We start from the raw sequence: 25742 nt of genomic DNA, 5'->3' as shown, positions 1-25742 counted from the left end.
AGTTAATAGTTGGGATTAAATCCAGTAAAGCAAAACTTTCCATTATATCATAAAATTATTTTGCAAGAGGTCTAATAGAGGCGAGGGCGTGTTTCCCACCCAGACATCCCCGCCCAACCGAGAGAGGGCGAGCACTCTTGGCACCGCCCCTACATTCGGGGAGAGAATGAGCGTCAAAGTCCCCGAAATCTCAACCTATAAACTGATAAATAAAACTCCCAAAATCATGATTCCGGCCCCTAATAATCTTTCTTGAATATCTTTTTCCTTAAAAATGAAATGACCGAACAATACACCCATTAACACGCTAGTACGCTTAATCGCGATCACTCGCACTACGAAAGTTAATGTCAAAGCTTGCATTTGAAAAATTATTCCAGTAGCATTGATAAACCCCATAGCAGCTAGCATTGGTAATTGTTTGAGAATTTTTTGCCCTGGATTTGGCGTTTTGTGCAATAAAACTGGCAGTAGCAAAACACTCATGGTACCAAACAAAGAGAATATCCAAAAAATAGGGTAAGAATTTGTAACTCCTATTTTGTCAAAATTTGAGGCAATACTCCATAGAAATGCAACGATTAACATCAATTTTGGTCCTGGTTCATCCAGCAGTGCTTTGAATGGGGCTAAATATCCTTTAGATTTCTCTTTGATATTTAATAAATAAGAGCCTGCTACGATTAGCGAAATGCCAATATAATCAAAAAACTTGGGATATTCACCGACAATTAACGGTGAAGTTACCAACATGAATAATGGTGTCAAAGCTAGCAGCGGTACTGTCAGGGATAAATCTGATAATTTGAGGGCTTTGATGTAGAGGAGGGATGTGACAGCGTTGATGCTACCTCCGATTAATAGGGCGAGCCAAAATTGAGAGTTTAATGGCGGAATTCCTGTATATAATACCCAGGGAATCAAAAAGATGACTGAAAAAAATGAGAGAGACCAAGCGACGACATATTCGTCACTTTTTTTGAGGTTTTGTTTGCCAAAAACGTCTTTGACGGCTTCAAAGAAAGCGGTCAAGATTCCAAAAATTAACCAAGTCAACCTAAATATGCGCTCCTGACTCGCTCGTCGTTTAGCAAATCCCCTCCTATACCTGTGAGGGTAATATTACCAGCTTCTAGTACGTAACCCCGATCGGCAATTTGCAGTGCTAAACTGGCATTTTGTTCGACTAAGAGGATTGTAACGCCTGTGGAACGCAGGTTTTGAATGATTGCGAAAATTTCTTTGACGATCGCGGGTGCTAAGCCTAAACTAGGCTCGTCTAATAATAGCAGTTTCGGGCGGCTCATCAGCGCACGGGCGATCGCCAGCATTTGCTGTTCCCCGCCGCTGAGGGTTCCTGCTAGCTGGCGGCGCCTTTCTGCTAGGCGCGGAAATATCTCAAATTGGCGCTCTAAATCGGCTTTTACCGCCGCCGAGTCCGATCGAATATACGCCCCTAATTCTAAGTTAGTCAACACCGTTTGCTGCGCCAAAACGCGCCTCCCTTCTGGACTGTGGGCGATTCCCAATTTCACAACTTCGTGAGCTTGACGGCGGGTAATATCGCGCCCGGTATAAATAATTTGTCCTTGGTTTATATTAACTATTTTGGAAATAGCCCTGAGTGTGGTACTTTTGCCCGCACCATTAGCGCCGATGAGACTGACAACCTCCCCCGCATTCACGGTTAAATTAATATTTCGCAGGGCTTGAATGCCTCCGTAATTTACACAAATATTCTTTAGTTCTAAGAGGATATTTTGCGCTGTTTCGGGTGGAGTATGTTGCATTTTTTGTGACTTTATTCTTGATAAAAAACTGTCTTTTTTCCAGCAGCTCGCGAGTCAGTAAGTCCGCGATTCCGCCAGGGATTGAAACCCCAGGTTCATAGCTGAAGTCCTATGAAGGCTGGCAGATACATTTAGGACTAACTATTATTCTTAGTCCGTGTAACCTCCGGACTTTGTGTGTAGACACGATTTCCAATTACGCGGTGACTCAAGATGACATAATTTCAATTTATCTAAGTTTCATCTCCCAAATAAGCCTCAATCACCGCCGGGTCATTTCTCACAACAGCAGGCTCGCCCAAGGCAATAAGCTGACCGAAATGCAAGACGGCAATGCGATCGCACAATCCCATAACTAGCGGTACATGATGCTCGATCAATATTACAGTTAAACTGAATTGTTGGCGCACTTCTCGGATAAATTCGCTTAATTTGTGCTTTTCATTGGGATTCATCCCCGCAGCCGGTTCATCTAACAAGAGTATTTGCGGTTCTAGGGCTAAAGCGCGGGCAATTTCTAAGCGCCTCTGGTCGCCGTAGGGTAAGTTTTTGGCTTGTTCGCCCGCGCGATCGCCCAATCCGACTAAATCCAACAATTCTAAGGCTTTTCGCTGGGTTTTGCGTTCCATTGCGTTAGATGCTGGCAAGCCGAAAATCCCCGCCAGCACCGATAAAACTGGATTGCCCGATCGACTGTGGATGTGTCGGGCGATCGCCACATTTTCCACAGCAGAAAGTTCCCCAAACAACCGAATATTTTGAAAAGTTCGGGCTATACCTTTATTAGCAATTTGATAAGGTCGCAGTTTAGAAATATTTTCGTTTTGATAAATCAGATTGCCACTAGAGGCAGGTATCAGTCCAGTCATTACATTAAATAGAGTGGTCTTGCCAGCACCGTTAGGGCCGATCAATCCAAATATCTCGTGTTTTTGAACTGTGAAAGATACGTCGTTTACAGCAATTAAACCGCCAAAGCGGCGAGTTAATCCTTTCGCTGCTAAAACAGGATTGGTGGTTGAGAGGGTAAGGGGTTCGGAAATCATAAACAAATCATAGAATATAAGATATCTAATTATGCCTTAGACTGCGGAATGTTCTTAAAGTGCCGCTTTTTAAGCAGTATTAAGGGCGATCGATTTCACCACAGACAAGCACCAATTTAGATCGCCCTGACTCTGGAACCAATTTGATTAGAATGTAGATACAATTATTCAAATGGCTGAGACTGCTCATCCAATATCAGGATTCTAGCCCATGACGAAGCACTACCGACCAAGATTAATTGCCGTAATTGCCCTCTCGTTTCTATCTTTCACATCGCCCTTGCTGTTGACTCGCAATGCTGCTGCTGCAAGGGTGGACGAACCCACAGCTAATCCCAAAGAGATTGCCTCCCTCATCGAGAAGTTAAAGACTAACGATAAAAGGGAACTTTCTGCAGCTATTAAGAAGTTAGGAAAAATAGGTGAACCAGCCATCCCTGCTTTGATGAAAGCTTTGCAGGATAAGAATTTGCCAGTCCGCCGGAGTGCTGCCCAGGTTCTCGCAAAAATTGGCCCTCCTGCTATTCCTGACCTTGCTCAAGCTTTGAACAACCCCAATGCAGATGTGCGTAGCAGTGCCGCCTATGCTTTGGGGGGTATCGGTGCAGAAGCTCAAACTGCACTGCCGCAGCTAGTTTTCCTGCTTCAAGATTCCAATCCAGATGTGCGTAGCAGTGCCGCCGAGGCTTTGGGGGGTATCGGTGCAGAAGCTCAAACTGCACTGCCGCAGCTAGTTCCCCTGCTTAAAGATTCCAATGCAGATGTGCGTAGCCGTGCCGCCGAGGCTTTGGGGGGTATCGGTGCAGAAGCTCAAACTGCACTGCCACAGCTAGTTCCCCTGCTTCAAGACTCCAATGCAGATGTGCGTAGCAGTGCCGCCTTGGCTTTGGGGAGAATCGGTGCAGAAGCTCAAACTGCACTGCCGCAGCTAGTTTCCCTGCTTCAAGACTCCAATGCAGATGTGCGTAGCAGTGCCGCCTCTGCTTTGGGGAGTCTCGGTGCAGAAGCTAAAACTGTACTGCCGCAGCTAGTTTCCCTGCTTAAAGATTCCAATCCAGGTGTGCGTAGCAGTGTCGCCGAGGTTTTCGACAGTCTCGGTGCAGAAGCTAAAACTGTACTGCCGCAGCTAGTTTCCCTGCTTAAAAATTCCAATCCAGGTGTGAATACGAATGCCGCCAAGGCCTTGGTGAGTATTGCTCTTAGCCTTCAAGGAAAAGCAAATACGCTAGCTCCAACGGAGTTAAATCTGGCTGTATCAAACTTAGAATCAGCCTTGAAAATTATGGAAGAACCTAAAGCTAATTTCCAAAAATCAAAGATCGCATATCTCCGTTTATCCCTCAATGTTCTCAAAGCAGAACAAACAGATCGCCTATTCGTAAAATCAATTATCCGAAAACCCTACTTCTGGGGAACCGGCATTTACTTATTTTTACTCTTCGGAACCTTTGCCATCCGCCCATTGTGGCTGCTGAAAATTTACGAAAAATTAAAACCTATCGCCTTCAAAATACCAGTTCTCGGCACAGATCTATCTCTCGGCAACTTGATATTTTTAAAATACCATCCCAGAGTTCTCGATGCTTGGGTGGCAGCACAGATCGAAGCCACGCGAGACGAATTTCAGAAGCGGGAAATAGTGCGCGAGCGCAAAATTATCGTCCCCATCCCCGTCATCCTCGACAATAACACAATTGCCACCCTCAAAGGCAAAGATTTGCAGCCCACATTTGCTCAAAAGCGCGGCTGTTTGTTGATTTGGGAAGAAGGGGGAGCCGGAAAAACCAGTTTAGCTTGTCTGATTGGCAAATGGGCAATGTCGGATACTCCTGAAGAACGCATTTGCAATCATCGGATGCTGCCAGTTCTCATCGAATCAGAACTAAACATGAAAGTAGCAGAATGCCAACAGCCATTCCTCGAAGCAATTCGCGGTCAATTGCAAGATTTAACCGATACTGCCGAGCCGATTTGTGAAGAATTATTAGAACAGTTGCTCAAACAGCGGCGCATCCTAGTAATCGTCGATAACTTCTCAGAAATGAGCGAACAGACACAAACAGCAATTCGACCGGAAATGCCAAATTTTCCGGTTAATGCTTTGCTCGTAACTTCGCGGCTGGAAGAACCTTTAGGTCTAGTCACGAAGACAGAAATCAAACCCCTCCGCATTGCCGGAAACCGACTGTCATCGTTCATGGAAAGCTATCTCAGCCAACGAAAAAAGCGCGACTTATTCAGCGATACAGAATTTTTCAATGCCTGTAGCCAACTATCAACTATAGCCGGCGACAGAAACATCACCGTTTTGCTAGCCAAACTCTATGCCGACCAAATCATTGCCAAGAAAGAAGGCACAACAGACGGCAATTTACCGAATAATATTGCCGAATTAATGCTGTACTACTTAAACCAACTCAATTGCAGCGTAACAGAGAATAAATTCAGCGATTTCACCGTCCAAAAAGATTCTAAAATCATAGCTTGGGAATGCCTGAAGCCAACCTATCGGCCCGCAGCGGCAAACCGTCAAAATGCGATAGATGCTCTGGGTGAACAGAATGCAGAATCGCGGCTCAACTATTTAGAAGACAAACTCAAAATCATCCAAACAAAAGGTGTAGCCCACGACCAAATCCACTTTGCTTTAGAGCCGGTAGCCGAGTATTTAGCTGCGTTGCATTTGCTAGATGTTAACGGCAAAGATGAGAGTAAATGGCAATATTTTTTGCAGGTAGCAGACTCCCAAAATTCACCAGAAGCGATCAAAAGCTTTCTGTTAGCGGTAAAAGATTGCTATCTCGATAAAATTCTCGGTGCAAAAGATACTGACTTTCTGTCGCAAGAAATCACATCGCGCTATAATGTTACAATTGCCGTGCCGCCTCAATCTCCTCAAGCCGTCTAGCCCGGGTAATCTTATGACGATGTACGTACCGGATTCGCAGCCTTCGCAAACAAAAGTCCTCCCTACGATGTATGATTTACCCAGTGAAGACCCGGAGGAACCCGGTTTGCCTGACGAATTTCACGAATTTCAACCCGAACTGCTGCGTCTAACCTGCCGCCCCGCAAATCATCCGCCAGAACAAATATTTATAGCGACAGACCTCAATCTCTACTACGATTCTAACCATTTCAATTGGTACAAAAGACCTGATTGGTTTGTCGTATTGGGGGCTCCGAGATTTTATCGAGGTGACGAATTACGCCTCAGCTACGTGATGTGGCAAGAAAATGTCAGTCCTCTGGTAGTAGTAGAACTGCTGTCACCTGGAACTGAAGATGAGGATTTAGGAATCACAGAAGAAGCACGAAATAAACCCCCTACTAAGTGGCGAGTTTACGAACAGATTTTGCAGATTCCTTACTACTTTGTTTTCAGTCGGTACAACAATCAACTGAGAGTATTTCGTTTGATTGGCAATCGTTACGCCGAACAAGTTTTAACCGAGCCGCGATTCTGGATACCGGAATTAGAATTAGGTATAGGTTTGTGGGAAGGTTGTTATCAAGGTTGTTCGAGGTTGTGGCTGCGTTGGTACGATGTCAGTGGCGATTGGGTTCTGACTCCAGAGGAGTTTGAAAGGCAGCGAGCTGAATTAGAAAGTCAGCGAGCTGAATTAGAAAGTCAGCGGGCAAATCGATTAGCCGATCGCCTCAGAGCAATGGGCATTAATCCAGAGGAGCTGTAAAATTAAATAGCAGCATGAAATGGTGCAAGCTGCAAGCGCTGTCCATAAAAAGTTATTAACTAAAAATAAATTATGCCAGAATCTACCTCATTGCGCGATCGCTACTTAACCCTAATCGACAAAATTGTCGAAATCACCCTCAAAGGTCAAATTCGCTCTAAAGAACAAGTCTATCAAATGCTGGTGCAAGACATTAGCGCCGGTACCGGCGAAATCTTTGAACGCTGTTTCGGCGAACGCCTTGATGCCGCCGAAAATCAACTCAGAAATGAAAAAGACGAAATCAAACAAGCAAAGGCAAATCGTACCCTTCGAGCTCTCAAAACCATCCAAGGAGAATGGGAACGCTGGCAGAAAGATAACCGCGTCGATCGCGAAATTGCATCCTCAATCCAACAAATCCTTACCGCCGAATCTAACGGCCGCCTCCTGGCATTATTGCAAGTAATCGATCCGAATAAAGAACATCCGTTGACTCTGGCTCAATTGCAGCAATTGGCAAAATCTCTGCACCAACAAATGCTGCAAACTGCCAATCCCGAAACCGAGCGAGATTTGCAGCAAATCACCGCCGGTATTGCCAAAGGTTTAGAATCTTGGCAGCGGTTGGAACCAGAACTCGTCGGCTGGATTTATCAGCCGCAGCAGCTAGGATTTGCAGGTAGTCCCGAACAAAATGGGCCTTGGGCTTTTTGGGCAAAAAAAGTTAATAGTCCCTTTCCCCAGGCACTTTTGAATACTATTGCGCTCGGTGAATCGGTAGTTCAATTCGCAGCCAAGCAATCGAATTTAGAATTAGGCGGATTGGTGGAATTAGCGATTATCTTGCAGTGCTTGCAGCGGGCGTTAGCGACATGGTTTGATAAGCAAGTTTACGATTCCAAAGTGTCAACAAAAGCTTCAATTTCTACTTACATTACTTTTGCTGTAATTTGGAGTCAGTTAGCTAGTGGGTTTAATAATTCTACCAAGAGCGGCGAGCAGTTGGCAAATGCTTGTTTTCAAGTAACTTTGCAAATTTTGCGCGCTTTTTCTCAGCGGGAATATTTTCCGCTTTACGGCGGAATTTTTGCTTCGTTTGATGGCAAGTCTCTGCGCCATACTTTGGATTATTTAGACGAACCGCTGCGGCGCGTTGAAGGCACTCAAGCGAAAGCTCGGATTCTGACGCTTCTGGGTTATTCGATGCAGGCGGCTGGGGCCTACGAGCGATCGATCTTGCTGCACAAGCAAGCGCTGGAAATTGCCCGTTTGGAAGGAGACAAAGCTTGCGAAGTTGCCAATCTCAATCACATCAGCCGCAACTATGTTGCCCAAAAAAATTATCAAGAAGCGATTAATTACAGCCAGCGGGCTTTAATTATGGCACGACAAACGGGAGAACGACAAGGCGAGGCAAATGCCCTGGCAAATTTGGGTTACAGCGAAGTGTTTCAAGCGCGGCAGTTGGAGGAGGTGGAACCGGAGGTTTATGAGAGTGCGATCGGTTATTTGGAACAAGGTTTGTTGCTATCGGAAAAATTAGGAGACAGGCAAAGTCAAGCTTTTTGTTCTAGCAGTCTCGGTATCGCTAAAATTGCCCTGGAAAATGCTGAAGGTGCGATCGAATATTTGCTAAAAGGTTGGCAAGCTGCCCAATTTTCGGGCGACTTGTATTTGCAAGGTCTGAATTTGGCTTATTTGGCTCAAGCTTATTACAGAATCAACGCACTAGAACAAGCGATATTTGCTGGCAGTTTGGGGATGTATACTTTGGAGCAAATTGGGGCGGCGGAGTGGCGCCAATCGGCTGGTTTGCTGATTATTTTGCGGGGTCAAATGGGGGCAGAATCTTTTAAAGAATCTTTGGCTAGAAGTCGAGCAAACATCATTCCGGCGATCGGTATTGACGGCTACGATTACATCCCGGAGTTGCTGGAAAAATACCAGGAATCTATCTAATATCAAAATCGCTCGGCGGTTGAAACCGCTACTATACAAACGAAGTACGCCTGCGCGGACTAACAAATTCTTTAGTCCGCGCAGGCGGACTTTGTATGTGTAGCGATTTCAATCCCCGGGAATTAGTGTTTTTATAGTGAGATGATGTTTTAATGCACCCCAACCTCCTAATAATTAATGCTCAACTATCACCGGCGTTCCAACTGCGACTTTCTCAAATAAAGCCTGTGCGTCTTTATCAAACATTCTGACGCAGCCGTGAGAAGCCGCCCCGCCGATCGACTCTGGATTCGGAGTACCGTGAAAACCAATCACATTCTTGCCATCCGTCCAAAACCCCATCCACCTACTCCCTAATGGATTGTCCGGCCCAGCAGGAATAAGTTCTCCTGTCCAAGGATTTTGCCAAACTGGATCTTTGATCATTTGGATAACTTTAAAATTGCCTGTAGGAGTTTCCCAGCCGCCTTTTCCCACAGCAACCGGGAAACTGGCTTGCACCTTATTTTGTCGGTAAAGATAGACGCGGCGTTCTCGCAATTTCAGCACTAAACGCACTTCTTCAATTGGAGTTACCGGAGGTTTGGGTTCCTGTGGAATATACCGAAATGGTTCTCCCAATGGTGGCAATTCTGGTGCTCCGAGATTCGGCAATTTGCGATCGGACTTGACCGACTGCGCTGCGATCGCACTATGACTTGAATTAGGCACCAGTTCGGCAGCCGCCTGCTGCTGTAGGCCGACCGACAGCGCCGCTGCACTCAAGCTCAGCCCAATTAACTGGTTAAATAAAAATTTGCTGTTCACCATTTTTTTGTTCGCTACACTCCTCACCAGCAGTTCCTACAAAGTTCCTATGTAATTATCCGCAAACTGCACCCGCTCACTAAAGTTTTGAGATGGCTTTTTCACTGCCAATGCTACGCATTTTTTAGCTTATTATTCCACAACTGATAACTTGTAACTCAATACAAAGCTTAGGCAATAATACCAAAAAAACCGGGTTTGTATAAGGGTATCAGGGGAACTCCGCGAGAGATTTTCGTGAAAGAACCCGGTTTATGCGTAAATTCTGCAAGAAAATGATTAAATTTTACCTCCGACTAATTTGATTTTTTAGCAATGGCCGGCTGGCGATCGAGAATTGAAACTATGGGGCTGCTGCATCCAGCAAGCACAATCTGTCTTTTGGGAGATTTTCCCGCCCAGCAGTAACAGTTAGGTTGGCTTAAAACAACTGCAACGCTCGATCGAACAAACTCAATATATCACGCCAACACTCTAGAGTTGCGAACCGCTGAACTTGTTGTAAACCGGGAACTTATAATGTAAAATTTAGTCTTTTAATACTTGTTCGATAATCTTTTTTTGAGATTGTCATAAATTTCCTACTCTGGGGATTAAACTAGATAAGGTCTAGAGGTTGGGACTTTCGCGCAGCGGAAGCAAACCCGACCCTGAATAGCAGTTAATGTGAGGTTTCAATGCGTCTTCAGAACATCAAATTATTGACAGGTGCAACCCTGTCCGTGCTAATTTCGGCGGTCTCAGTGCATCCTGCGATGGCTAACCCTGCAACTCAAATAGCCCAAACGCAGACCACCACAACAGCAAACAGTCGAACTATTATCGGTTTTGTCAAAAGTATTGTCGGCGACGTAGTAACAATTCGCGAAGAAAACGCGCCGTACAGGACTCTCAGGATTCAAAGATGCGTCCTGAGAATTATTGGCCTCGTACCGGGAATGAAAGTCAGAGCCACCGTCGCCGGATCTCAAATACAAAATATCGCGGTGATCCCCGATTATGATGTGGTAGCCACAACGGTTGTTCGTCCCCCAACCCCAGTACCGGCACCGCGTCCGGCCCCAGCACCGGTACCGCGTCCGGCTCCCATTCCGCGTCCGGCTCCGGCTCCGATTCCGGCTCCCCGTCCGATTCCGGCTCCGGCTCCCCGTCCGGCTCCTGTGAGAGGACTTTGGTAGAGCTAGGTTATACCATTTTAGATTTTAGATTTTCGATTAGAGAATTGCGAATGACCAAAAGCAATTCGCAAGCCCCCGGATTTATCAGTGGGTCGCTTTCTTCAATCTAAAATCTAAAATCTAAAATCTAAAATCTATTGACTGATGAAGCTCAAGGTTTAGATCGCGGGCCTACAGTTGCATTCTTTTTTTGCAACGGGTATGAGTAAGCAAAATTAAGCCACCGCGTGCGCGGTGGCTTCGCTGTTTAATAACAGTTAGAATAATAGAATTGTCCAGCAATTGTTGAGAAATAGCTGCTATGTATTACCTGCGTTTCTTGCTGCTAATTCTGCTGCTACCGCTGATTGCGTGCGATCGGGCTACAGATGCGATCGCCCCTGCTGTTGGCGACAACGGCCCCCTGTCGCAAATTCCCTCCCCTGCACCGCTGACAAATGTTCGGACAAATCAAATTGTACCGACCAAACCGCTGTCGCCGCAGCCAATCCGCATTGTTGCAACTTCTTTGCCGCAGCCTTTCGCCAGCGAAAGCGCCTCGAAATCCCCTCAAGTAGTACCGATTCCCGCATCGCCAGTGCTGCGAGTGCCTCCTGGCTTTGTCGTCAATGTTTTTGCTGACAATTTAGACGCTCCCCGATGGCTGGCTTTGACGCCCACAGGCGATGTTTTGGTAACAGAAACCCGGCAGAATCGGATTACGCGGTTGCGGGATGCCAACGGCGACGGGGTTGCTGAGGTTCGCAAGACTTTTGCAAGTGCTCAAAACGGGTTAAATATTCCCTTTGGTATGGCTTTTGCCGATCGCTATTTTTTCCTCGGAAATACCGATGAAGTCCGCCGATTTCCCTACACAAAAGGGCAGGAACAATTGACCGGTAGCGGTCAAAAAATTGCCGATTTACCTGGCGGCGGCTACAACCAACACTGGACGCGAAATGTTGTCGTTTCCCCAGATAATAGCAAGCTTTTCGTATCAGTTGGATCGCAGTCTAATGCAGATGTCGAACCGCTGCCGAGGGCGTCTGTTCAAGTGATGAGTTTGGACGGCAAGAACCCGCAAATTTTTGCTTCCGGTTTGCGAAATCCGGTGGGATTGGATTTTCACCCAAAAACCAATCAACTCTACGCGACAATCAACGAACGCGACGGTTTGGGAGATGATTTGGTGCCGGATTACTTGACAAGAATTCGTCAAGGCGAGTTTTACGGCTGGCCTTACGCTTATTTTAAGCCGAATTTGCTCGACCCGCGCCACGTGCGAAACGGTACGAGCGATCGACCTGATTTAGCGGCTAAAACATTAATGCCGGACGTGCTGTTTCAGGCGCATTCGGCGGCTTTGGGGCTTCAGTTTTACGACGGCAAAACGTTTCCCAAAAGATTCCTGAACGGGGCGTTTGTGGCGTTTCGCGGCAGTTGGAATCGGAACGCTGGAACTGGTTATAAAATCGTGTTTGTACCTTTTAATGCGGCGAACGGACGCCCTCAAGGTTATTATGAGGATTTTCTGACTGGTTTTCTCACAGATCCGTCAGGCCCGAAAACTTGGGGACGGCCTGTTGGTTTGCTGGTTTTACCTGACGGGAGTTTGCTGTTTACTGAGGAAGCAAACAACCGGATTTATCGGGTGCAGTATCGCGGCTGATGATTGGGCGATGGATAAATTCTTCACCATCGTATACTTTTTGTTGAATCAACAATTTATCTTCTTTTCTAATTTCACTATTCAATTTGAGAGTCGCTGGGTTGGGGCGGGTTTCCTACAGAAATTGCCTGCTATTGGTTCTGATTGCGCGCTAAAACCGCCTCTACAAGCCTCGAATATATCAGAACGATCGAGGTTTTGCGATCGCGCTTTAAAATCCCGAACCGGGTTGTCTCAGAAACTTTGCTTCTTCCGGGGTTGTTTCGCGTCCGAGAATTTGATTGCGGTGGGGAAATCTCCCAAAACGCTCGATTATTTCCAAATGCTGCTGCGCGTATTCAATGAGTGAATCGCTGTCAGGTTCGCCGCTGAGTTGGCGAAATAGTTTGACAGATTTTTGCTGGTTTTCTAAGTTTTCGCTGTGTTGAAACGGGAGATAAATAAACGATTTTTGTACAGTCAGCAATTCGCGATCGAAGTTATGATTAACAGCGTATTCGGCGGTGGCTAAAGCTTTGCTGTCTGTGGCGAATGCTTGAGGTGTCGCGCGAAACATATTGCGCGGAAATTGATCGAGCAGTAGAATTAATGCTAGGCAGTTGTCGGGGGAATCTTGCCATGAGTCGAATTGACCGGAGGCGGCTAGTTCGTATTGCTGCAGAAAGCGCGATCGCACTTGGGCGTCAAAATCCGCATCTTTTTCAAACCATTTCTTGTGGACTTTGCCAAACTCAGGAGAGTGCGATCGACCAAACCAAAAATCTAAAACTTCTTTCATTAGCAATCTAGATATGCGATTGATTGTTGATTAAAGCTTCTGTGTCTGTAGTTGCACAAAATGCGCTATCTGTCCAACTACAAACCGCAGCGATTAATGATTAGCAATGATGACTTAGGAACCTTTGTTGTCCGGTGCTTAAAGTTACAAACTAGCAAACAGTCTGTCCCAAGTTTTGCCTCCCACAACTCCGTCTACAGGAATATCCGCTTGTCGCTGAAATCTTTTCACTGCATTTTCGGTTGTCGGACCGAAAACGCCATCAATTACGATCGGGTGTGGGGACAAGCCCCGCGCGTTCAACAACTTTTGCAGTTTCTTCACATCGTGCCCTTTCGAGCCGCATTTTAAAATCCTTTTATGGTGTCTCACCTCTGGTCTATGGCAATCATTAGTGTGGCAAACTGCGTCGCCCGCTGCATAGTTTGCTCCATTTGCGCCAGTCAAAACTAATAGACCGAGAATTGCTAGTACAAAATAAAAAGTCTGCGATCCTGCCATACTTTCCCTGTTAAATTTTCAAGCGTTTTTTGCAAGTTGGACGATTGTTTGAGGGTGAGAAACCGGGTTTCTGGGATGGGGGCATCCAATCTCGATTTACCGGGTTTCTGGCAACAGTCAACCGACATTCTACAATATAAGTGGCTTTACTGCAAAATCTCCGATCGTGCAAGTTAAATTTTGTTGCTCTTTGGTAGCAGCAAAGGTAACAATTACTTCGCAGGCAACTGCAACTGTCAGCATTACCAAGTTTCTCGCCAGCGGGTAATCGCAAACGTCATCATTCGCCGCTGAAGGAACCCGATAGTGTTGGTTCCAAATTATTTCCGAGTAATCGGCAGCTAATCCGACGTGCACGCAGGGAATCGAGACACTGGCACAGTAATCCTTGACTGCTTGCCGCCCGACACTGTTATCAAAAGTATCGATGACTGTGGCGCTGTTGGCCAGCAGCCGATCGGCATTTGCGGGTGTCAATTCTTTTGAGTGAGCGTCAATGCTGACTCCCAAAGCACGGTAGAGGTTGTTGGCGAGAATTTTGGCTTTGAATGCGCCGATGTCCGATCTATAATAAGGTTGAGTGGAAAGGTTGCGTTCCTCGATGCGATCGCGATCGATGACTTTTAAATGGCAAAAGCCCGATCGCGCCAGACTTTCTGTTATATTCGCACCCAAAGCGCCCGCGCCGCACACCGTTACCGGGAAATTTTTTATCAGCGACATCACTGCGGCACTTCTGTAAAGTTGTTCGTGAAAAAATATACTCATAGTAATTGCGAATTGGGCATTGGGCATTGGGCATTGGGCATTGGGCATTGGGCATTGGGCATTGGGCATTGGGCATTGGTTATTTCTTGATTATTTTTTATAAAAACCAGGATCAACTAACAACTAACAACTAACAACTGACAACTAACTATTAGATATTCTCCGATGCCCCATGCCCCATGCCCAATTCCCCATTCCCATTATCTATCTTCAACTACTCCAACTAATGATTGCAAGTCGAAGTCTTTGTCCAATCCGCTGAGACAAATGCCAGCACTCATAACTGTCAAATCATTTTTGGCGATCGCAGAAGTGTGATGTTCTCCACTCTCGCTAGTCCATTCAACCAGCCAATAATTTTCGCGATCGCAAAAATCCCGCAACTCGCCGCCGCCCATCTTCAACGCCCGCTGCAAGCGCTGTTCAGCCCGCACTTTCGGATCTAAATCTTTAATATTTCGGGAAACCAATTCGTAAACAGTTCGCATTTCCGGCGTCATCCCTTTAAAACGAACATCTTGAGGCAAAATCAACTTTTTTAAAGCTGCTTTCAATTTCTCTGACGGCAGCGGATCGGCGCGCCTGTCAATCTCTTCAAACCACAAACAATCACCGTCCCACCGCGCAACTATCGGCTCAAACTGCGAACCTTCAGTTACTAAATGAACTTGTACGGGTTTCGCAACACCAGTGCGCTGTTTAGCGTCAGATTCGTTAACAGGATAAGCCAGCCAAGTTTGCCCTTGCAGCACGCAAGCCAACTGCAAGCGAACGGGTACGAGCAGTTGCAAATACTCTGCCACTTGCGGAAAACTAGGCTCCTCAATTACCGCAGCAATTTTCTCATTAATCGGCCCAAAAATAGCCCATCCTTCAAAGTTGCGCGGCTGCGGTTGAAAAGTATAAATCATTGAGCTAACCCTTATCCGCACGCTTCCCCCGGGCACGCAGGGAGCCAGGAATTGCGTATCGAGTAGCTGCCCTTCTTGGGCGGCGAGTTGGCTGAGGATTTTGCGGATATCTGCCACTGAATTGACCTCCGTAATCTTAATTTTTTTTACCTAACACACTTTTAAATTAAATAAATATAAAGATTTATAAATACTGTTGACGCGAATCAATATCTTAATATAAGATTGAGCGAACCTGCCAATTTAACCTTGTAAATATCTCAAGTAAATATGCTGCAAAAACTCTTTTATAAGTTGGTTGTAGTGACAGCTCTGACACTTCCTATTTTTGGCTCTACCCAGGTAGCTAAAGCTCAGAACACCTATGGAGCTACTGCTTATTCTCCGACTTCTGACGCCACTGGTATTAGTTGGGATCATGCTACAGAGAAAGAAGCACTAAACGCAGCAGTAGCCGTCTGCAATGAACAAAGCGAAGGTGCTAACGACTGCGAACCGCTGACATCTAATAGCAATAATTGTGGAGCGATCGCCGTAGGCAAAGGAGGAGCAGGTGCGGGCTGGGGCGACGATAAAGCAGCAGCAGAAGCTCAAGCTCTCGCCGGTTGCAGCGAACTAGATGGCGGCAACTGTAAAGTCCAACTTTCAGCTTGCAACAACTAATTAAAGTGATAAAATTTGAGCCAAGCGGTGTATATTTTCGTTCGTAAAACAGCTTAGAAAATAGGAAACGTAGGGTGCGCATTGCGCACCTTACCAAATACAACTCCGCTAAAAGTTGGGTGCGCATTGCGCGCCTTACAGTGAATCTCCTACTTCGGAAGTAACTGCATCAGGTGGCAGCAAACTTTCTAATCTATCTTTAGACCAGTATTCAGTAGGATAAGCGAGTGCAATAATATCAGAGAGTCGAATCAGCCACGTAACTTGTCCGTAAGCATCGATATTTTCCGCCTGTTCGTTAGGGGGAACTATCACCAAAAGTTCCGCAAAGTCCCCGAACAGATTAATCGGGATGCCGCCGAAACTGCTATTATTTGTTTTAATCCAAACTTTGCTGCCTCGATCGAGAGCTTCTTGCAGTCGCTGGCAGAGCAAACTGGGTTTTTTGACCTGGGATTTTTTGGCTTTCGACTTTTTTCCCATAGTTTTAAGAAGTTAAAGTAGTTGTATTGTGGGTTGCACAGTGGGTTGCACAGTGGGTTGCACAGTAGGTTGAGATTTAGTGCGATCCTCTTCGAGGGCTTCGCTAACGCCGTTTGGTATTGAAACGGACAAAAGGAAAAAGGGCGATCGCCCCGTCGCTACCCCATCACTCTACTCTATAAGAAAGTGCTGTACTGCGATCGTAATAACAATTTAATCGCAAAACCGCGAAATGACACCAGTTCAAAAAAAATGCGACTCTAGCCAAGCTTCAAACCCTTAATTCCTCAGTGCTTCCCAATCTAAAATCCAAAATCTAAAATCTAAAATGGTATGACCTGCGGTGGCACTGTTACAAAGTCAGTCAACGAGGTCAGTGTTTTTACTGTGCCCAAATGCAGTATAATCGGCGGAATCTTCCCCAATCGTTTAAGTAAAACAATGGACTGGCGAAAGCTCATTCATCCAAACCCGAAAGCTTCAACAAGTCAACCAGCAGCGCCAGAAACTCGATTGTCTGTAGAATTCTTGCTGGGCCTCTTTGCTGCGGGATGGACGGAACAGCAGGTGTTAGAGAAATATCCTGCACTGACTTCAGAAAAGTTGCGCGCGGCTTTGGCTGCTGCGGATTCCCAGTTAGTGTCATCCATCGCTAATCCAGAATTACTAGAAATTATCGCTCAAACTAGAGAATAATTGAAAATAGCTAAAAAGTTGTCGCTTGAGGATATTGAGGGAGATGTTTGGGAGTAAAGATTGATATTAAATCTCAACTTCCCCCTAAATTTTCTTTAACTCTTTCCCGAAACTCCAACACCGCCTCAAGGGGGTCGGGGCGTTGTACATACTCTGCAATCAGTGATAAATCCAAATTCGGCAACAACTCGCTTTGCTGCATTTTTTCATATTCCTCTCCCCGAAGATGATAAACCTCAAAGCGACGATTTTTCCAGAACCAAACCTCTCTGATTCCGAGCTTTTTGTAAACTGCTAACTTGTCCAGGCCGCCACTGCTGAATACAACCTCGATCGCTAAATCAGGAAATTCTTTTTCAGTACCAATACAATAGCACTCATCCGGTTCTGTACCGCCCTTTTTTGCTTGAATGCGGAAGGTAGTTGAACCCAATCCCCAAAACCGAGTCCGTGTTTCTTGAAAATACGCTTCTAGCAGCATCCCAATATTGGTTTTATCTCGATCGTGACGGCGACTTGGGGCCATAATTTCCAGCACTTCATCTAAATAAGTAACCCGATACCAAGGACTATCTCCGAGTTGAGTCAGTAGTTGTTCATACTGTTGCCAACTTACCCCGCTGGTAATAAATCTTTCCACGGGATCTTCGGTGACCAGCTCTAATTCGGTTGCTAAATCTTTGATTAATATTGAAGTCACCAACTGCTCCTCCCGAGTTTAGAGTATAGTAGAAGATTGTGATTCTGTCATCAATGGTTTAACTGGCGATCGCTACCTCATTTTCACTATCATCCTCTTCCTTAATCCCAAATTTTTGGCAAATTTCATCGAGTGTCTGAGGTTGAATGACTCTTGATTTAGCTCTCTTTAATGCTGCAAACAAACAAGTTGCATTGGCAGGCGAACTCAGCAAATAAAGCGTTTCTAGCAAACTTTCTAATTCTGCCTCAGAAATCAAAACCGCATTTTTGCCACTCGGTCTAGTAATAACTATTACCTCCCCAGTTTCAACAGCGCGATCGCACAGATTTTTTAAATTTGCTTCTGCTTCAGTGTATGTAATCTCAGTTGACATCATACTGGAAGTCCCAATATTTTTTGCAATTGAGCAAGAAACCCCTAACCCACCCTCACCAATATCAATAGACCTGCACGCGGTAGTAACTTTAACAATGCCCTGTACGCTTGTGACAATATTGGGCTTAATTTGTGAGGTTTTAGCATGACCCCTCATGCCATCAGCAAAAAGCCGATCCAACTTAACCCTGTTGGGGGGTTGTGCTCGCTTCTATTGCATTGGCTACCAACTTGCTCAATCGATAAGTTCAGTATTCCAGTTTGCTTGCTGTATTTTAGTATCTAACTCCCGATACTGTCTAGACATTCGATCCATTTGCGTTTGCAATTCACCAACGTCGATCGTACTGAAAAATTTGACTTCCGATCGAGTATAGCGGTCTTGCCTCAAAGCACTTGCGTCAACTACAGAATTGTAGATGCTGCGCTTAAGCCCGAGAGCATCTCTCTTGGCTAAAGCATCCGATAAAGTCACTCCATCTTCCAGAGTTGTCAGCGAATTAGTCTTGTTAATTTTTTTAATTAAGTCTTCCAGTTCTTGCACCCCTGCATCTAATTCGCTAATCAGTGCTTGGGGATTTTCTGGAGGTTCTTCTCCTTCCTGTACTTTAGCACTTCTTGTCAACCTGGAGCGCAGTTGTTCCATTCTTTTTTGACAGTCAGCTCTTAAAATTAAAGCTTCAGCTAGTTTCATAGTGTGTTATCCTTCGGCTCCGTGCCAATTTTAGCATATAATAAGTAAGGTGCGCTGCGGCGCACCCTACAATTTACTTGTCATCCCTCACCGGCAGCGACGTATCCAGAATTTCCATCAACAATTCCAGTCGCGAAGGACGGCTCAACATCGGCACTAAATTCGGCAAGGAGTAATAATCACCCGCAAACGTAAAGGTTTCCACCGATACTTGTTTGTCCTTTAATTGCTTCTGGACATATTCGCACCAAGCACCAACTCGCACAATCACAACATCAGGATTTACCCCCAAACTGCGGCAGTAATTCTGATAAGCATCTGCAAAATAAGGTGCAGCGTTTTCGCCTTCATCTGTTACGATAATGAATTGCTCGACAACCTGCTTTTTAATCCGCATTGCTTCCACCGCGCAACCGCAACTTGTGCCGCCGCCAGCGCGAATGTGCTTGAAAGCGCGTTCCCAGTCTGTCAATTCGCTGCCGTTTGCTTGCACTGGATACGGCATCGTGTCAAAGGCATAAACGAACAGTGCCGCCTCGGAAATGCCGGAAATCAAAGCAGCGAGACGCTTCCCGACTTCGATCGCACTTTCCATTGAACCCGACTTGTCAATCAACAAACCCGTTGCTTTCGCAATCTTGCCGCGCTTTTTCACCTGTTCGTTTGTCACCGCTTCCAGCTTCGCCGCCGTTGCTGTGTCGAAGTTCGCGCCCGCGCCCGCAACACTCGCTTTGTAAGCAGAAACCCGATCGCACTTTGCCGCTTCATCCAGCTTCGAGTCAATCAACTGCTTGACTTCCGGGTGATCCATCGCGCCGCGCGACTGAATCGATTTCAAATTGTTGATAACTTCCTGCGGCGACATCGAGTTAATCAGCGCGGCCAAAACCGTTGGTGTTAGCTGTCTGATCGCACCAACTGCGATCGTATACGGAATCTTGTACTCAACAATCAAATTCGCCTGTTCCCCAGGTGTCGCCGCCTTTGCTAACTGCTTCAAAACGAATGCCAGAGAGTCTTCTGGCGGATTGTCTTTGAAGAGAATAGCGTTAGCGCGATCGCTCGGCTTGACGTGCAGCGTTGCGTACAAATGCTTCATCGCCTTGCGGTTGCGGATGGCAGCGCGATCGAAAAACTGCGGATTCTTTTCCCGCGATTTCAGATAGCGAGTGACAGCAGTGCGCGCGCTGCGGGGCACCTTATTCTGGTGCCGCTTCATAAAGTCCACAATCCGCGAAACCTCGTAGGGAGGAAACTCTTGCAGCATCATAAAACCGGCATCTCGGTGTTCCGTCAGCGCCGAAGTCAGCAAATTTCCGGCAAAAACTTCCTTGTGATCGCGCACGTCGCCGTGACGCTGATACCACACTGCTAAATGACCGTAAAAAATGGGGTCTAATTCGATAATTAACTTGTGAATTTCTGCTACTTTTTCTAATACACGGTGAGGAGTGGTGAGCAGACTGTTGAGCATTTCCAAACGTAAATCCCGCTCGGCTGCATTCATATTCATTGTACAATCTCCCATTTTGATTGTTAACTAATATTTTGTGCTTATCGCCTCATTCCGCGATGGATTGAAATCCCTGGCTGTTTCGGATTCGAGGGACTTCAAATCGGGTTCAACCCAGCTATTTCTGGCTTCCCAGGACATCAGGCGATCGCGGGTGTAATAGCGAAATGGTAAAGTGCGTGAAGCGGAGCTATCCCGTAGGGAATCGGCATATTTTGCAATCAAACCGTTAGCCAGATGTACGATCGAGCAATTGTGACTTTCATCGGCGAGATATCGGCGAACAATTCGCACCCAAAATAGCGTTACCGTTTCGTGATACCCGCTGTTTTGTGTGGTTTCAATTCCTTGAACCGAGTTGTAACGTTTAATGCCATTGCGAATCGCATTGATTGCTTCTTGCTCGGAGTCATAAAACAGATACCACAGAGCAACCGTTAAATGCGCTTCGTGCGTCCATTGACTTCGCGGCAAGCAGCATTCTTGGAAAGCATGAATCAGACTGTCTATCTCGCTGGGCGATCGGTAAATTATAGTTGTAGTTTTCATAATTTAATTCTCCTTCCTCACCACTTTCACATCTTTCGTTTGCAGTCAGGACTTCAGTCCTTAGTTTTAGCTAGTTGTTCCATAATTAACTTAATTTGTTTTTTGTTGCACTGACGTTTGCTCGCAACGTACTTCTCCCGGTTCACAGAAGATTTATTTGTGTTTATTGCCAAGGGTTCAATATCTGCTAGCTCGAACGCATACCACAAATCATCTATTTTGCGATAATGATGATAAGCATCTACGAATACAAAATCATCTGGCTTTTTTTTAGGTACTTTCGGAAGTCTCTTCGCTAAGCAAAGAATTCCAGTCTCAGGATGGACGTAAAGTTGCTTGTACCAATAACCAAGAGGAAGAGCTGTATCGTAAAATTCACGGTTTTTTCGATAAGGAACCCCATCAATTAACACAGCATTCCGTTCCACATAGCCCCATACGTGAGAGACAATATGTTGGCCGGATAAAGTAGTGATATCGAGAATTTGACACAGTTTGCTGTAAACATCATCCCAATACTGACCTACATGAGATTGCAGCCATTGGTACAGCGGGCCCAGACAATCGGAAAACCATTTTGTCTTGTTTCTCTGCTTAATTAAGTAGGGGCTAAGCAGTCCATCTGTAGTAGCTTCTTCAGTTAGTTTTACCAGAGATGTTTTTTGCCCTTTTACCTTTCTTGAGCTGATTCTCAACCCTCCACGAGGCCGCTCAATGACATTTTCAGCTAAGCGATGTTCGCTCATAACTCAACTTTTCCTAAGATACTAAATCAGCGTTAAAAATCCCTTGTGTACTCGGTTGAAACCGCTCAAAATTCAAACAAAGTTCCTCTCTAAGAGACTGAGAAAGGAGATATTGAAACCGGATTTGATATGAGATGTTCCGCGCAAGTTAGCAAAGCGTTTTGACAGGCAGAACGCTCTACCCCTGAGCTACAGCCCCTTAAACGGGACTGGCAGGATTTGAACCTGCGACCAATCGGTTGAATTGTGTGTATGCGCTTCATTTGTTAGGGCGCAGAACAGGATTTTTCTAATCTCTAAACTAGAAAAATTTGACTTTTTATTTCTCCTAAATTGCTAAATTATTTTTGCTTTTTTATAGATAAAGTCACTTCGCGCAAGTTAAGAAAGCCATTGGGACATACGCAGGAGTTGAACCTGCGACCTTTTCTTTTAATAGAAATGCTCAACCAAGAGCTAGTATGTAAGCTTCCTTTGTTTGGGCGCGAAGTGGAACTTTTAAGCGCCCGATAGATATAAAAAATTCAGCTATAAAAGGCAGCGCACAAGTCAGAGAAGCTTTAGCCTCGCGGCAAGTAGGACTCGAACCTACAATTCGATTTTAAGTCGAACGTATCCAGTTTGTAAGCTTCTTTAGTTGGGGTGCGCTGCCTAATACGTGCTTTAAGTGAATTCCTAGCCGTAAACAGCTTCTGGGCGGACAATTAAATCCCCGCTGGGACGGCGATCGAGCACGTAAGACTCGAAGCGATCGCCCTTGACATCAAAATGGTTGGCCAGACGTTCTTTAATAGCTCGATCGCTCATTCCTGCCGCGATACCCACTTGGTTTTCTGCCAAGTCATAGGAACGTCCTTCAAAACGAATGTGAACCATTACCGATACCTCCTAGAGCAATTTTGGATTTGGGATTGGTAGCTTATCTGCTCTCGACTTTGGCTTTTTGTGAGACTTAGCAAATTGCCAGTATCGGTAAAGATTCACGAAATCTGATAATCTTTACTAAAAGAAGCGCCGTTCTAAATGATAAGCTTGTTTGATTTTGCGGATTTCCTCAGCCTTTTTGGTTGATTGAAATCTGGCAGAGCTGGTCTGTTTTGAATCCGCATGAAATTCGTTAAAATTAGACTGATTTCGTACAGGATCTGACTCTGGCCGAGTCAGTTTGTAACCGAACAGTCTCGTATAAAGTAACAACATGACAATCGAGTCTCTATTGCAAGACTTTCAAATTGATGTTCCTTAAAAATTGAGCAATATTTAGTTGTCAAGGTTCAGAATTTGCACGGAAAATACAGGTTTTTGCTTGTCCTGCGCTTTCCATATTTATATACTACATATATACTACATAAATGTCAAGGGGGTAGCAAAAGTTTTTTTAGATCGGATATCTTGCACTATTGTCAGGAACAGGCAAGATGCCTGTTCCACAAAGAATGAATTTGATTGTGGGGTGGGCATCCTGCCCGCCCGTGAATTTGATTGTGGGGTGGGCATCCTGCCCGCCCATAATTAGATAGGACTTATGCACGGGTAGCCAGAAACCGGGTTGTTTCACCAAAAAATATCAATCAAACATCCTTAACATAGGAAATGCTGTCGCGAATATTGTGAAAGCCGACTGATTCGTAAAGACGCAATGCACCGGAGGAATTTTCAGCATCGACGCCGACAATAGCAGTAGCAACACCGGCAGCTTTCAGTCGATGCAAACCAGCGAGCAACATCGCTCGTCCCAATCCCCTTTTGCGGAAGCCGCGCCTAGTGCCGAGACAAGCAATCCAGCCTTCATTGCGCCCGGTACGATCGCACTCATCGACACTAATTTCGCAGTAACAAAAAGCGACAAAAGTGCCGTCATCAGCAACAGCAATCAAGTCTAAATCATTTCTGTAATCGGGTTTAGCTAACTCGTGCTTAAATTTATCCACCGTTAAATCGTGATGATTCCAGTGATCGATAAACGACTGGTTGAACATTTCTACCCAAGCTGCCGCATCCTGTTCGCCGGGGAACTGACGCAGGGCGAAACCTTTGGGGAAGTGCGGTTCTGGGATCGGTTCAGAGAGCGATCGCGCCATTCGGCAAAAATAGCGATCGACCTTAAAACCGCAACTTGTCAGCACAGAAATGCGATCGCAATCCTCAGCGCGCGCGTAAGTTCGCAGCTTCACGCGCCCGCCCCGCATCGCAGACACCTCGCGCATCCGCACTTCACCCCAGGCGATCGCGGCTGCTTCCACATCGCCTCCGCGCGCGTCGGGGTGGACGCGAAACCACAGCCAACCGTCAATTACTTCGCCCGGTTCAGAAACCGACAACTGAGCAAAACAGATTAATTTTCCCTCCGCATCTTCCCAAAGGCGGATATCGCGGGCTTTGTCTAGAAATGGCGCGTTAAATTCTTGTTGTAGTTCCGAGATGGAAGTACCTTCATCGAGCCGATCGACTTCTTCGCAAGTATTTATTAAATGGGCGATCGCAGCTAAATCGCGATCGCCCCCATAGCAGCGCGCCGAGAGACTTGCCATCATAGCTAATCACCATTTCCTGTTGTTATTCAGTTGAAAAATAGCTTGGGCGATCGCACTTTTCTTGATCGACTCGGCCCAAAGGTCGATCGGCATTAAAAATCCGACAACGCTAACACTCACAGTAATCCAACCGCTACCGCCATTGGCTGCTATCGTGAGCGCAAAATGGGCGAAAAACTATATACTAGAGACAGTTTAAAGCCTCAAAGCCTTGTGAGTAGTATGTTATTTGGGATGGGAGTAGAAGGACTTGAACCTTCGACCTTGAGATTAAGAGTCACCTGCTCTAACCAACTGAGCTATACTCCCGCATCTGAGCTAGTATAACACAACCGTTCTGAAAAATCAACTTTTTTTGTAAAAATTTGTGGCGATCGCCCCAATCACCCGAAAAGCCGCTCAACGGATACGCGAATGTCGGGAAATGCCAGCGGTATAACCGTTCCCGCCTCGATCTTTTGCTCTGTAGCGTACTCGCCATTCTGAGGATAGCGAAACACGATCGTTTGCTTAGCAGATAAATTTAAAACCCAATATTCTTGAATTTCTGCCGAGGCATAAATGGCGGCTTTCAACTCTAAATCCTTCTTCAAGCTAGTTTGAGCAACTTCTACAATCCAAAAGATATCTTGAGGTTCGGGATGGCGATCGTTGTAAGCAGACTCCGGCAATCGCACGATCGCAATATCTGGTTCTGGTTCAGAGTCTGATAGCGTAATCGGCCCGTTGAAGCGGACATCAGCTTTACCTGCGAGTAGTTCTTCGAGGTATTTAGTACCTCGTTTGGTTGTGTTGTAATGAATTGGGGTTTCTGGACTCATCTGGCAAACTTCACCGGCTAGCAACTCCACACGGCGATCGCGTAGAATCCCTGCTTCAATCATGCGGTGATAGTCGCCCACAGACCATTTAGCTAGCGTTTTCATTGCAGAATCGACGCATTTTCTTAAAAGAACAACTTTATTTTACACGATCGCCCTTATTCAATACTCCGGACAGTTTTTGGAACGATACTACAAGCTTACGCGGGGCAAGGAGCATAAAAAAGTCGAATTAAATGTAAGTCAGGGGTGGAGCTGACATTGATTTAATTATCCACAGGGGCTGCGAAGTCTTAGAACATAAGCCATTGGGCCCTATAAAAACTGTCCGGACTATTGCTTATTCAATACCTAATTAAAATGCGAGCGCTCTGATTCTGACTTGAATGCAAGCGCGATCGACCTCAAGCACCTCCCCAGAGTTGTGCAAAACCTGTGGCCGACTATCCAACCAAATCTGATACTTGGCCATCTCCAATCTAGACAATTCGCTTAACTCCATCTTGGCGCTCTACTGCATCCACACTGAAAAACTTGCTGTGAATTAATGAGTAAGGTGGACTTTTGCCCACCTTACTGATTCTAATTGCTTCCGAAAGCGTCTACTTCAGAATTCGGGAAACCACACCGGCGCCCACAGTACGATTACCTTCGCGGATGGCAAAACGCATATTTTGTTCGATCGCGATCGGCTGCAACAACTTCACAGTCATATTCACCCGATCGCCCGGAATTACCATGTTAATCTCGCTGCCGTCATCAGCCGTAAAAGATGCGATCGTACCTGTAACATCCGTTGTCCGCACGAATTCGTGACACAAAGATATGGCGGGGCGGGTTTATGAATTTGTTGGCTTTGAATTTCAGAATACTGGTGAACCCGCCCCTACAATATATGGAAC

Annotated in this window: 25 protein-coding genes, 2 tRNA genes and 1 pseudogene; 7 read left to right on the top strand and 21 right to left on the bottom strand. The window is 45.8% G+C overall.

The features are described 5' to 3' along the window. Nucleotides 1–195: 195 nt before the first annotated feature. The 3 genes from QUA78_RS21105 to QUA78_RS21095 all read right to left on the bottom strand — a co-directional run bounded on the left by QUA78_RS21105 (nucleotide 196) and on the right by QUA78_RS21095 (nucleotide 2836). Nucleotides 196–1056, bottom strand: a complete 861-nt coding sequence (locus QUA78_RS21105) for an EamA family transporter (protein ID WP_333301686.1) — start codon at nucleotides 1054–1056, stop codon at nucleotides 196–198. After that, nucleotides 1053–1790, bottom strand: a complete 738-nt coding sequence (locus tag QUA78_RS21100) for an ABC transporter ATP-binding protein (protein ID WP_333301687.1) — start codon at nucleotides 1788–1790, stop codon at nucleotides 1053–1055. Before QUA78_RS21100 ends, QUA78_RS21105 begins: the two co-directional genes overlap by 4 nt. Nucleotides 1791–2023: 233 nt before the next feature. After that, nucleotides 2024–2836: an ABC transporter ATP-binding protein gene (locus tag QUA78_RS21095; RefSeq protein WP_333301688.1), complete on the bottom strand. Its 813-nt coding sequence runs from the start codon at nucleotides 2834–2836 to the stop codon at nucleotides 2024–2026. 211 nt (nucleotides 2837–3047) lie between these two features. Here QUA78_RS21095 and QUA78_RS21090 point away from each other — a divergent pair, with 211 nt between their 5' ends. From QUA78_RS21090 to QUA78_RS21080, 3 genes are all read left to right on the top strand, one after another. Next, entirely contained in the window at nucleotides 3048–5744 is a 2697-nt protein-coding gene (locus QUA78_RS21090) for a HEAT repeat domain-containing protein (protein ID WP_333399000.1), read from the top strand. Nucleotides 5745–5757: 13 nt separating this feature from the next. After that, on the top strand, nucleotides 5758–6531 hold the full coding sequence (locus QUA78_RS21085) for a Uma2 family endonuclease (protein ID WP_333301690.1): 774 nt from the start codon (nucleotides 5758–5760) through the stop codon (nucleotides 6529–6531). Between the two features lie 72 nt (nucleotides 6532–6603). Further along, a complete protein-coding gene (locus tag QUA78_RS21080) occupies nucleotides 6604–8472 on the top strand; it encodes a tetratricopeptide repeat protein (protein ID WP_333301691.1) in 1869 nt (622 codons plus the stop codon). Nucleotides 8473–8646: 174 nt separating this feature from the next. Here the strand turns inward: QUA78_RS21080 and QUA78_RS21075 are convergent, their stop codons facing one another. Then, complete coding sequence (locus QUA78_RS21075) at nucleotides 8647–9282, bottom strand: L,D-transpeptidase (protein ID WP_333301692.1); 636 nt, start codon at nucleotides 9280–9282, stop codon at nucleotides 8647–8649. Between the two features lie 674 nt (nucleotides 9283–9956). On the opposite strand from QUA78_RS21075, the gene QUA78_RS21070 reads away from it, so the two are divergent. Further along, on the top strand, nucleotides 9957–10457 hold the full coding sequence (locus QUA78_RS21070) for an autotransporter (RefSeq protein ID WP_333301693.1): 501 nt from the start codon (nucleotides 9957–9959) through the stop codon (nucleotides 10455–10457). A 301-nt stretch (nucleotides 10458–10758) separates the two neighbouring features. After that, nucleotides 10759–12105 (top strand): sorbosone dehydrogenase family protein, encoded by a 1347-nt coding sequence (locus QUA78_RS21065; RefSeq protein WP_333301694.1) that lies wholly within the window; start codon nucleotides 10759–10761, stop codon nucleotides 12103–12105. A gap of 211 nt (nucleotides 12106–12316) precedes the next feature. On the opposite strand, the gene QUA78_RS21060 is transcribed toward QUA78_RS21065, so the two are convergent. The 4 genes from QUA78_RS21060 to QUA78_RS21045 all read right to left on the bottom strand — a co-directional run bounded on the left by QUA78_RS21060 (nucleotide 12317) and on the right by QUA78_RS21045 (nucleotide 15180). Further along, complete coding sequence (locus tag QUA78_RS21060) at nucleotides 12317–12883, bottom strand: DUF924 family protein (RefSeq protein ID WP_333301695.1); 567 nt, start codon at nucleotides 12881–12883, stop codon at nucleotides 12317–12319. Nucleotides 12884–13027: 144 nt separating this feature from the next. After that, nucleotides 13028–13384 (bottom strand): peptidoglycan-binding domain-containing protein, encoded by a 357-nt coding sequence (locus QUA78_RS21055; RefSeq protein ID WP_333301696.1) that lies wholly within the window; start codon nucleotides 13382–13384, stop codon nucleotides 13028–13030. A 129-nt stretch (nucleotides 13385–13513) separates the two neighbouring features. Then, nucleotides 13514–14152, bottom strand: coding sequence for a ThiF family adenylyltransferase (locus tag QUA78_RS21050; RefSeq protein WP_333301722.1), 639 nt, complete (start codon nucleotides 14150–14152; stop codon nucleotides 13514–13516). 200 nt (nucleotides 14153–14352) lie between these two features. After that, complete coding sequence (locus QUA78_RS21045; protein ID WP_333301697.1) at nucleotides 14353–15180, bottom strand: hypothetical protein; 828 nt, start codon at nucleotides 15178–15180, stop codon at nucleotides 14353–14355. 153 nt (nucleotides 15181–15333) lie between these two features. Between QUA78_RS21045 and QUA78_RS21040 the strand changes: the two genes are divergently transcribed. Next, nucleotides 15334–15726 (top strand): DUF4189 domain-containing protein, encoded by a 393-nt coding sequence (locus tag QUA78_RS21040; RefSeq protein ID WP_333301698.1) that lies wholly within the window; start codon nucleotides 15334–15336, stop codon nucleotides 15724–15726. A 135-nt stretch (nucleotides 15727–15861) separates the two neighbouring features. Here the strand turns inward: QUA78_RS21040 and QUA78_RS21035 are convergent, their stop codons facing one another. Beyond that, nucleotides 15862–16209: a hypothetical protein gene (locus tag QUA78_RS21035; protein WP_333301699.1), complete on the bottom strand. Its 348-nt coding sequence runs from the start codon at nucleotides 16207–16209 to the stop codon at nucleotides 15862–15864. A gap of 441 nt (nucleotides 16210–16650) precedes the next feature. Between QUA78_RS21035 and QUA78_RS21030 the strand changes: the two genes are divergently transcribed. Further along, nucleotides 16651–16905, top strand: coding sequence for a DUF433 domain-containing protein (locus tag QUA78_RS21030; RefSeq protein ID WP_333031675.1), 255 nt, complete (start codon nucleotides 16651–16653; stop codon nucleotides 16903–16905). A 73-nt stretch (nucleotides 16906–16978) separates the two neighbouring features. Here the strand turns inward: QUA78_RS21030 and QUA78_RS21025 are convergent, their stop codons facing one another. The 12 genes and pseudogenes from QUA78_RS21025 to tuf form a co-directional block, all read right to left on the bottom strand. Then, nucleotides 16979–17605 carry a Uma2 family endonuclease gene (locus tag QUA78_RS21025; protein ID WP_333301700.1) on the bottom strand — a complete coding sequence of 209 codons (627 nt, stop codon included), beginning with the start codon at nucleotides 17603–17605 and terminating at the stop codon, nucleotides 16979–16981. A gap of 58 nt (nucleotides 17606–17663) precedes the next feature. Continuing rightward, nucleotides 17664–17984, bottom strand: coding sequence for a type II toxin-antitoxin system Phd/YefM family antitoxin (locus QUA78_RS21020; RefSeq protein WP_333301701.1), 321 nt, complete (start codon nucleotides 17982–17984; stop codon nucleotides 17664–17666). A 234-nt stretch (nucleotides 17985–18218) separates the two neighbouring features. Continuing rightward, complete coding sequence (locus QUA78_RS21015) at nucleotides 18219–18677, bottom strand: DIP1984 family protein (protein ID WP_333301702.1); 459 nt, start codon at nucleotides 18675–18677, stop codon at nucleotides 18219–18221. Between the two features lie 73 nt (nucleotides 18678–18750). Continuing rightward, nucleotides 18751–20190 (bottom strand): hypothetical protein, encoded by a 1440-nt coding sequence (locus tag QUA78_RS21010; protein WP_333301703.1) that lies wholly within the window; start codon nucleotides 20188–20190, stop codon nucleotides 18751–18753. A 27-nt stretch (nucleotides 20191–20217) separates the two neighbouring features. Continuing rightward, nucleotides 20218–20739 (bottom strand): hypothetical protein, encoded by a 522-nt coding sequence (locus QUA78_RS21005; RefSeq protein WP_333301704.1) that lies wholly within the window; start codon nucleotides 20737–20739, stop codon nucleotides 20218–20220. 53 nt (nucleotides 20740–20792) lie between these two features. Beyond that, nucleotides 20793–21485, bottom strand: a complete 693-nt coding sequence (locus tag QUA78_RS21000; protein ID WP_333301705.1) for a hypothetical protein — start codon at nucleotides 21483–21485, stop codon at nucleotides 20793–20795. Nucleotides 21486–21879: 394 nt separating this feature from the next. After that, nucleotides 21880–21950, bottom strand: a tRNA-OTHER gene (locus QUA78_RS20995). A gap of 210 nt (nucleotides 21951–22160) precedes the next feature. Continuing rightward, nucleotides 22161–22361 (bottom strand): hypothetical protein, encoded by a 201-nt coding sequence (locus tag QUA78_RS20990; RefSeq protein WP_172191997.1) that lies wholly within the window; start codon nucleotides 22359–22361, stop codon nucleotides 22161–22163. 695 nt (nucleotides 22362–23056) lie between these two features. Beyond that, nucleotides 23057–24019, bottom strand: coding sequence for a GNAT family N-acetyltransferase (locus QUA78_RS20985; protein WP_333301706.1), 963 nt, complete (start codon nucleotides 24017–24019; stop codon nucleotides 23057–23059). 235 nt (nucleotides 24020–24254) lie between these two features. Continuing rightward, nucleotides 24255–24328 (bottom strand) — tRNA-Lys (locus tag QUA78_RS20980). 74 nt (nucleotides 24329–24402) lie between these two features. Further along, complete coding sequence (locus tag QUA78_RS20975; protein WP_333301707.1) at nucleotides 24403–24945, bottom strand: Uma2 family endonuclease; 543 nt, start codon at nucleotides 24943–24945, stop codon at nucleotides 24403–24405. Nucleotides 24946–25442: 497 nt separating this feature from the next. Further along, nucleotides 25443–25649 (bottom strand): annotated as a pseudogene (gene tuf / locus QUA78_RS20970) (elongation factor Tu); the annotation flags it as partial. Between the last annotated feature and the right edge of the window lie 93 nt (nucleotides 25650–25742).

Source organism: Microcoleus sp. K4-B3 (genome assembly GCF_036704615.1).
Lineage (GTDB): Bacteria > Cyanobacteriota > Cyanobacteriia > Cyanobacteriales > Microcoleaceae > Microcoleus.
This window is presented reverse-complemented; position numbering and strand designations above follow the sequence as displayed.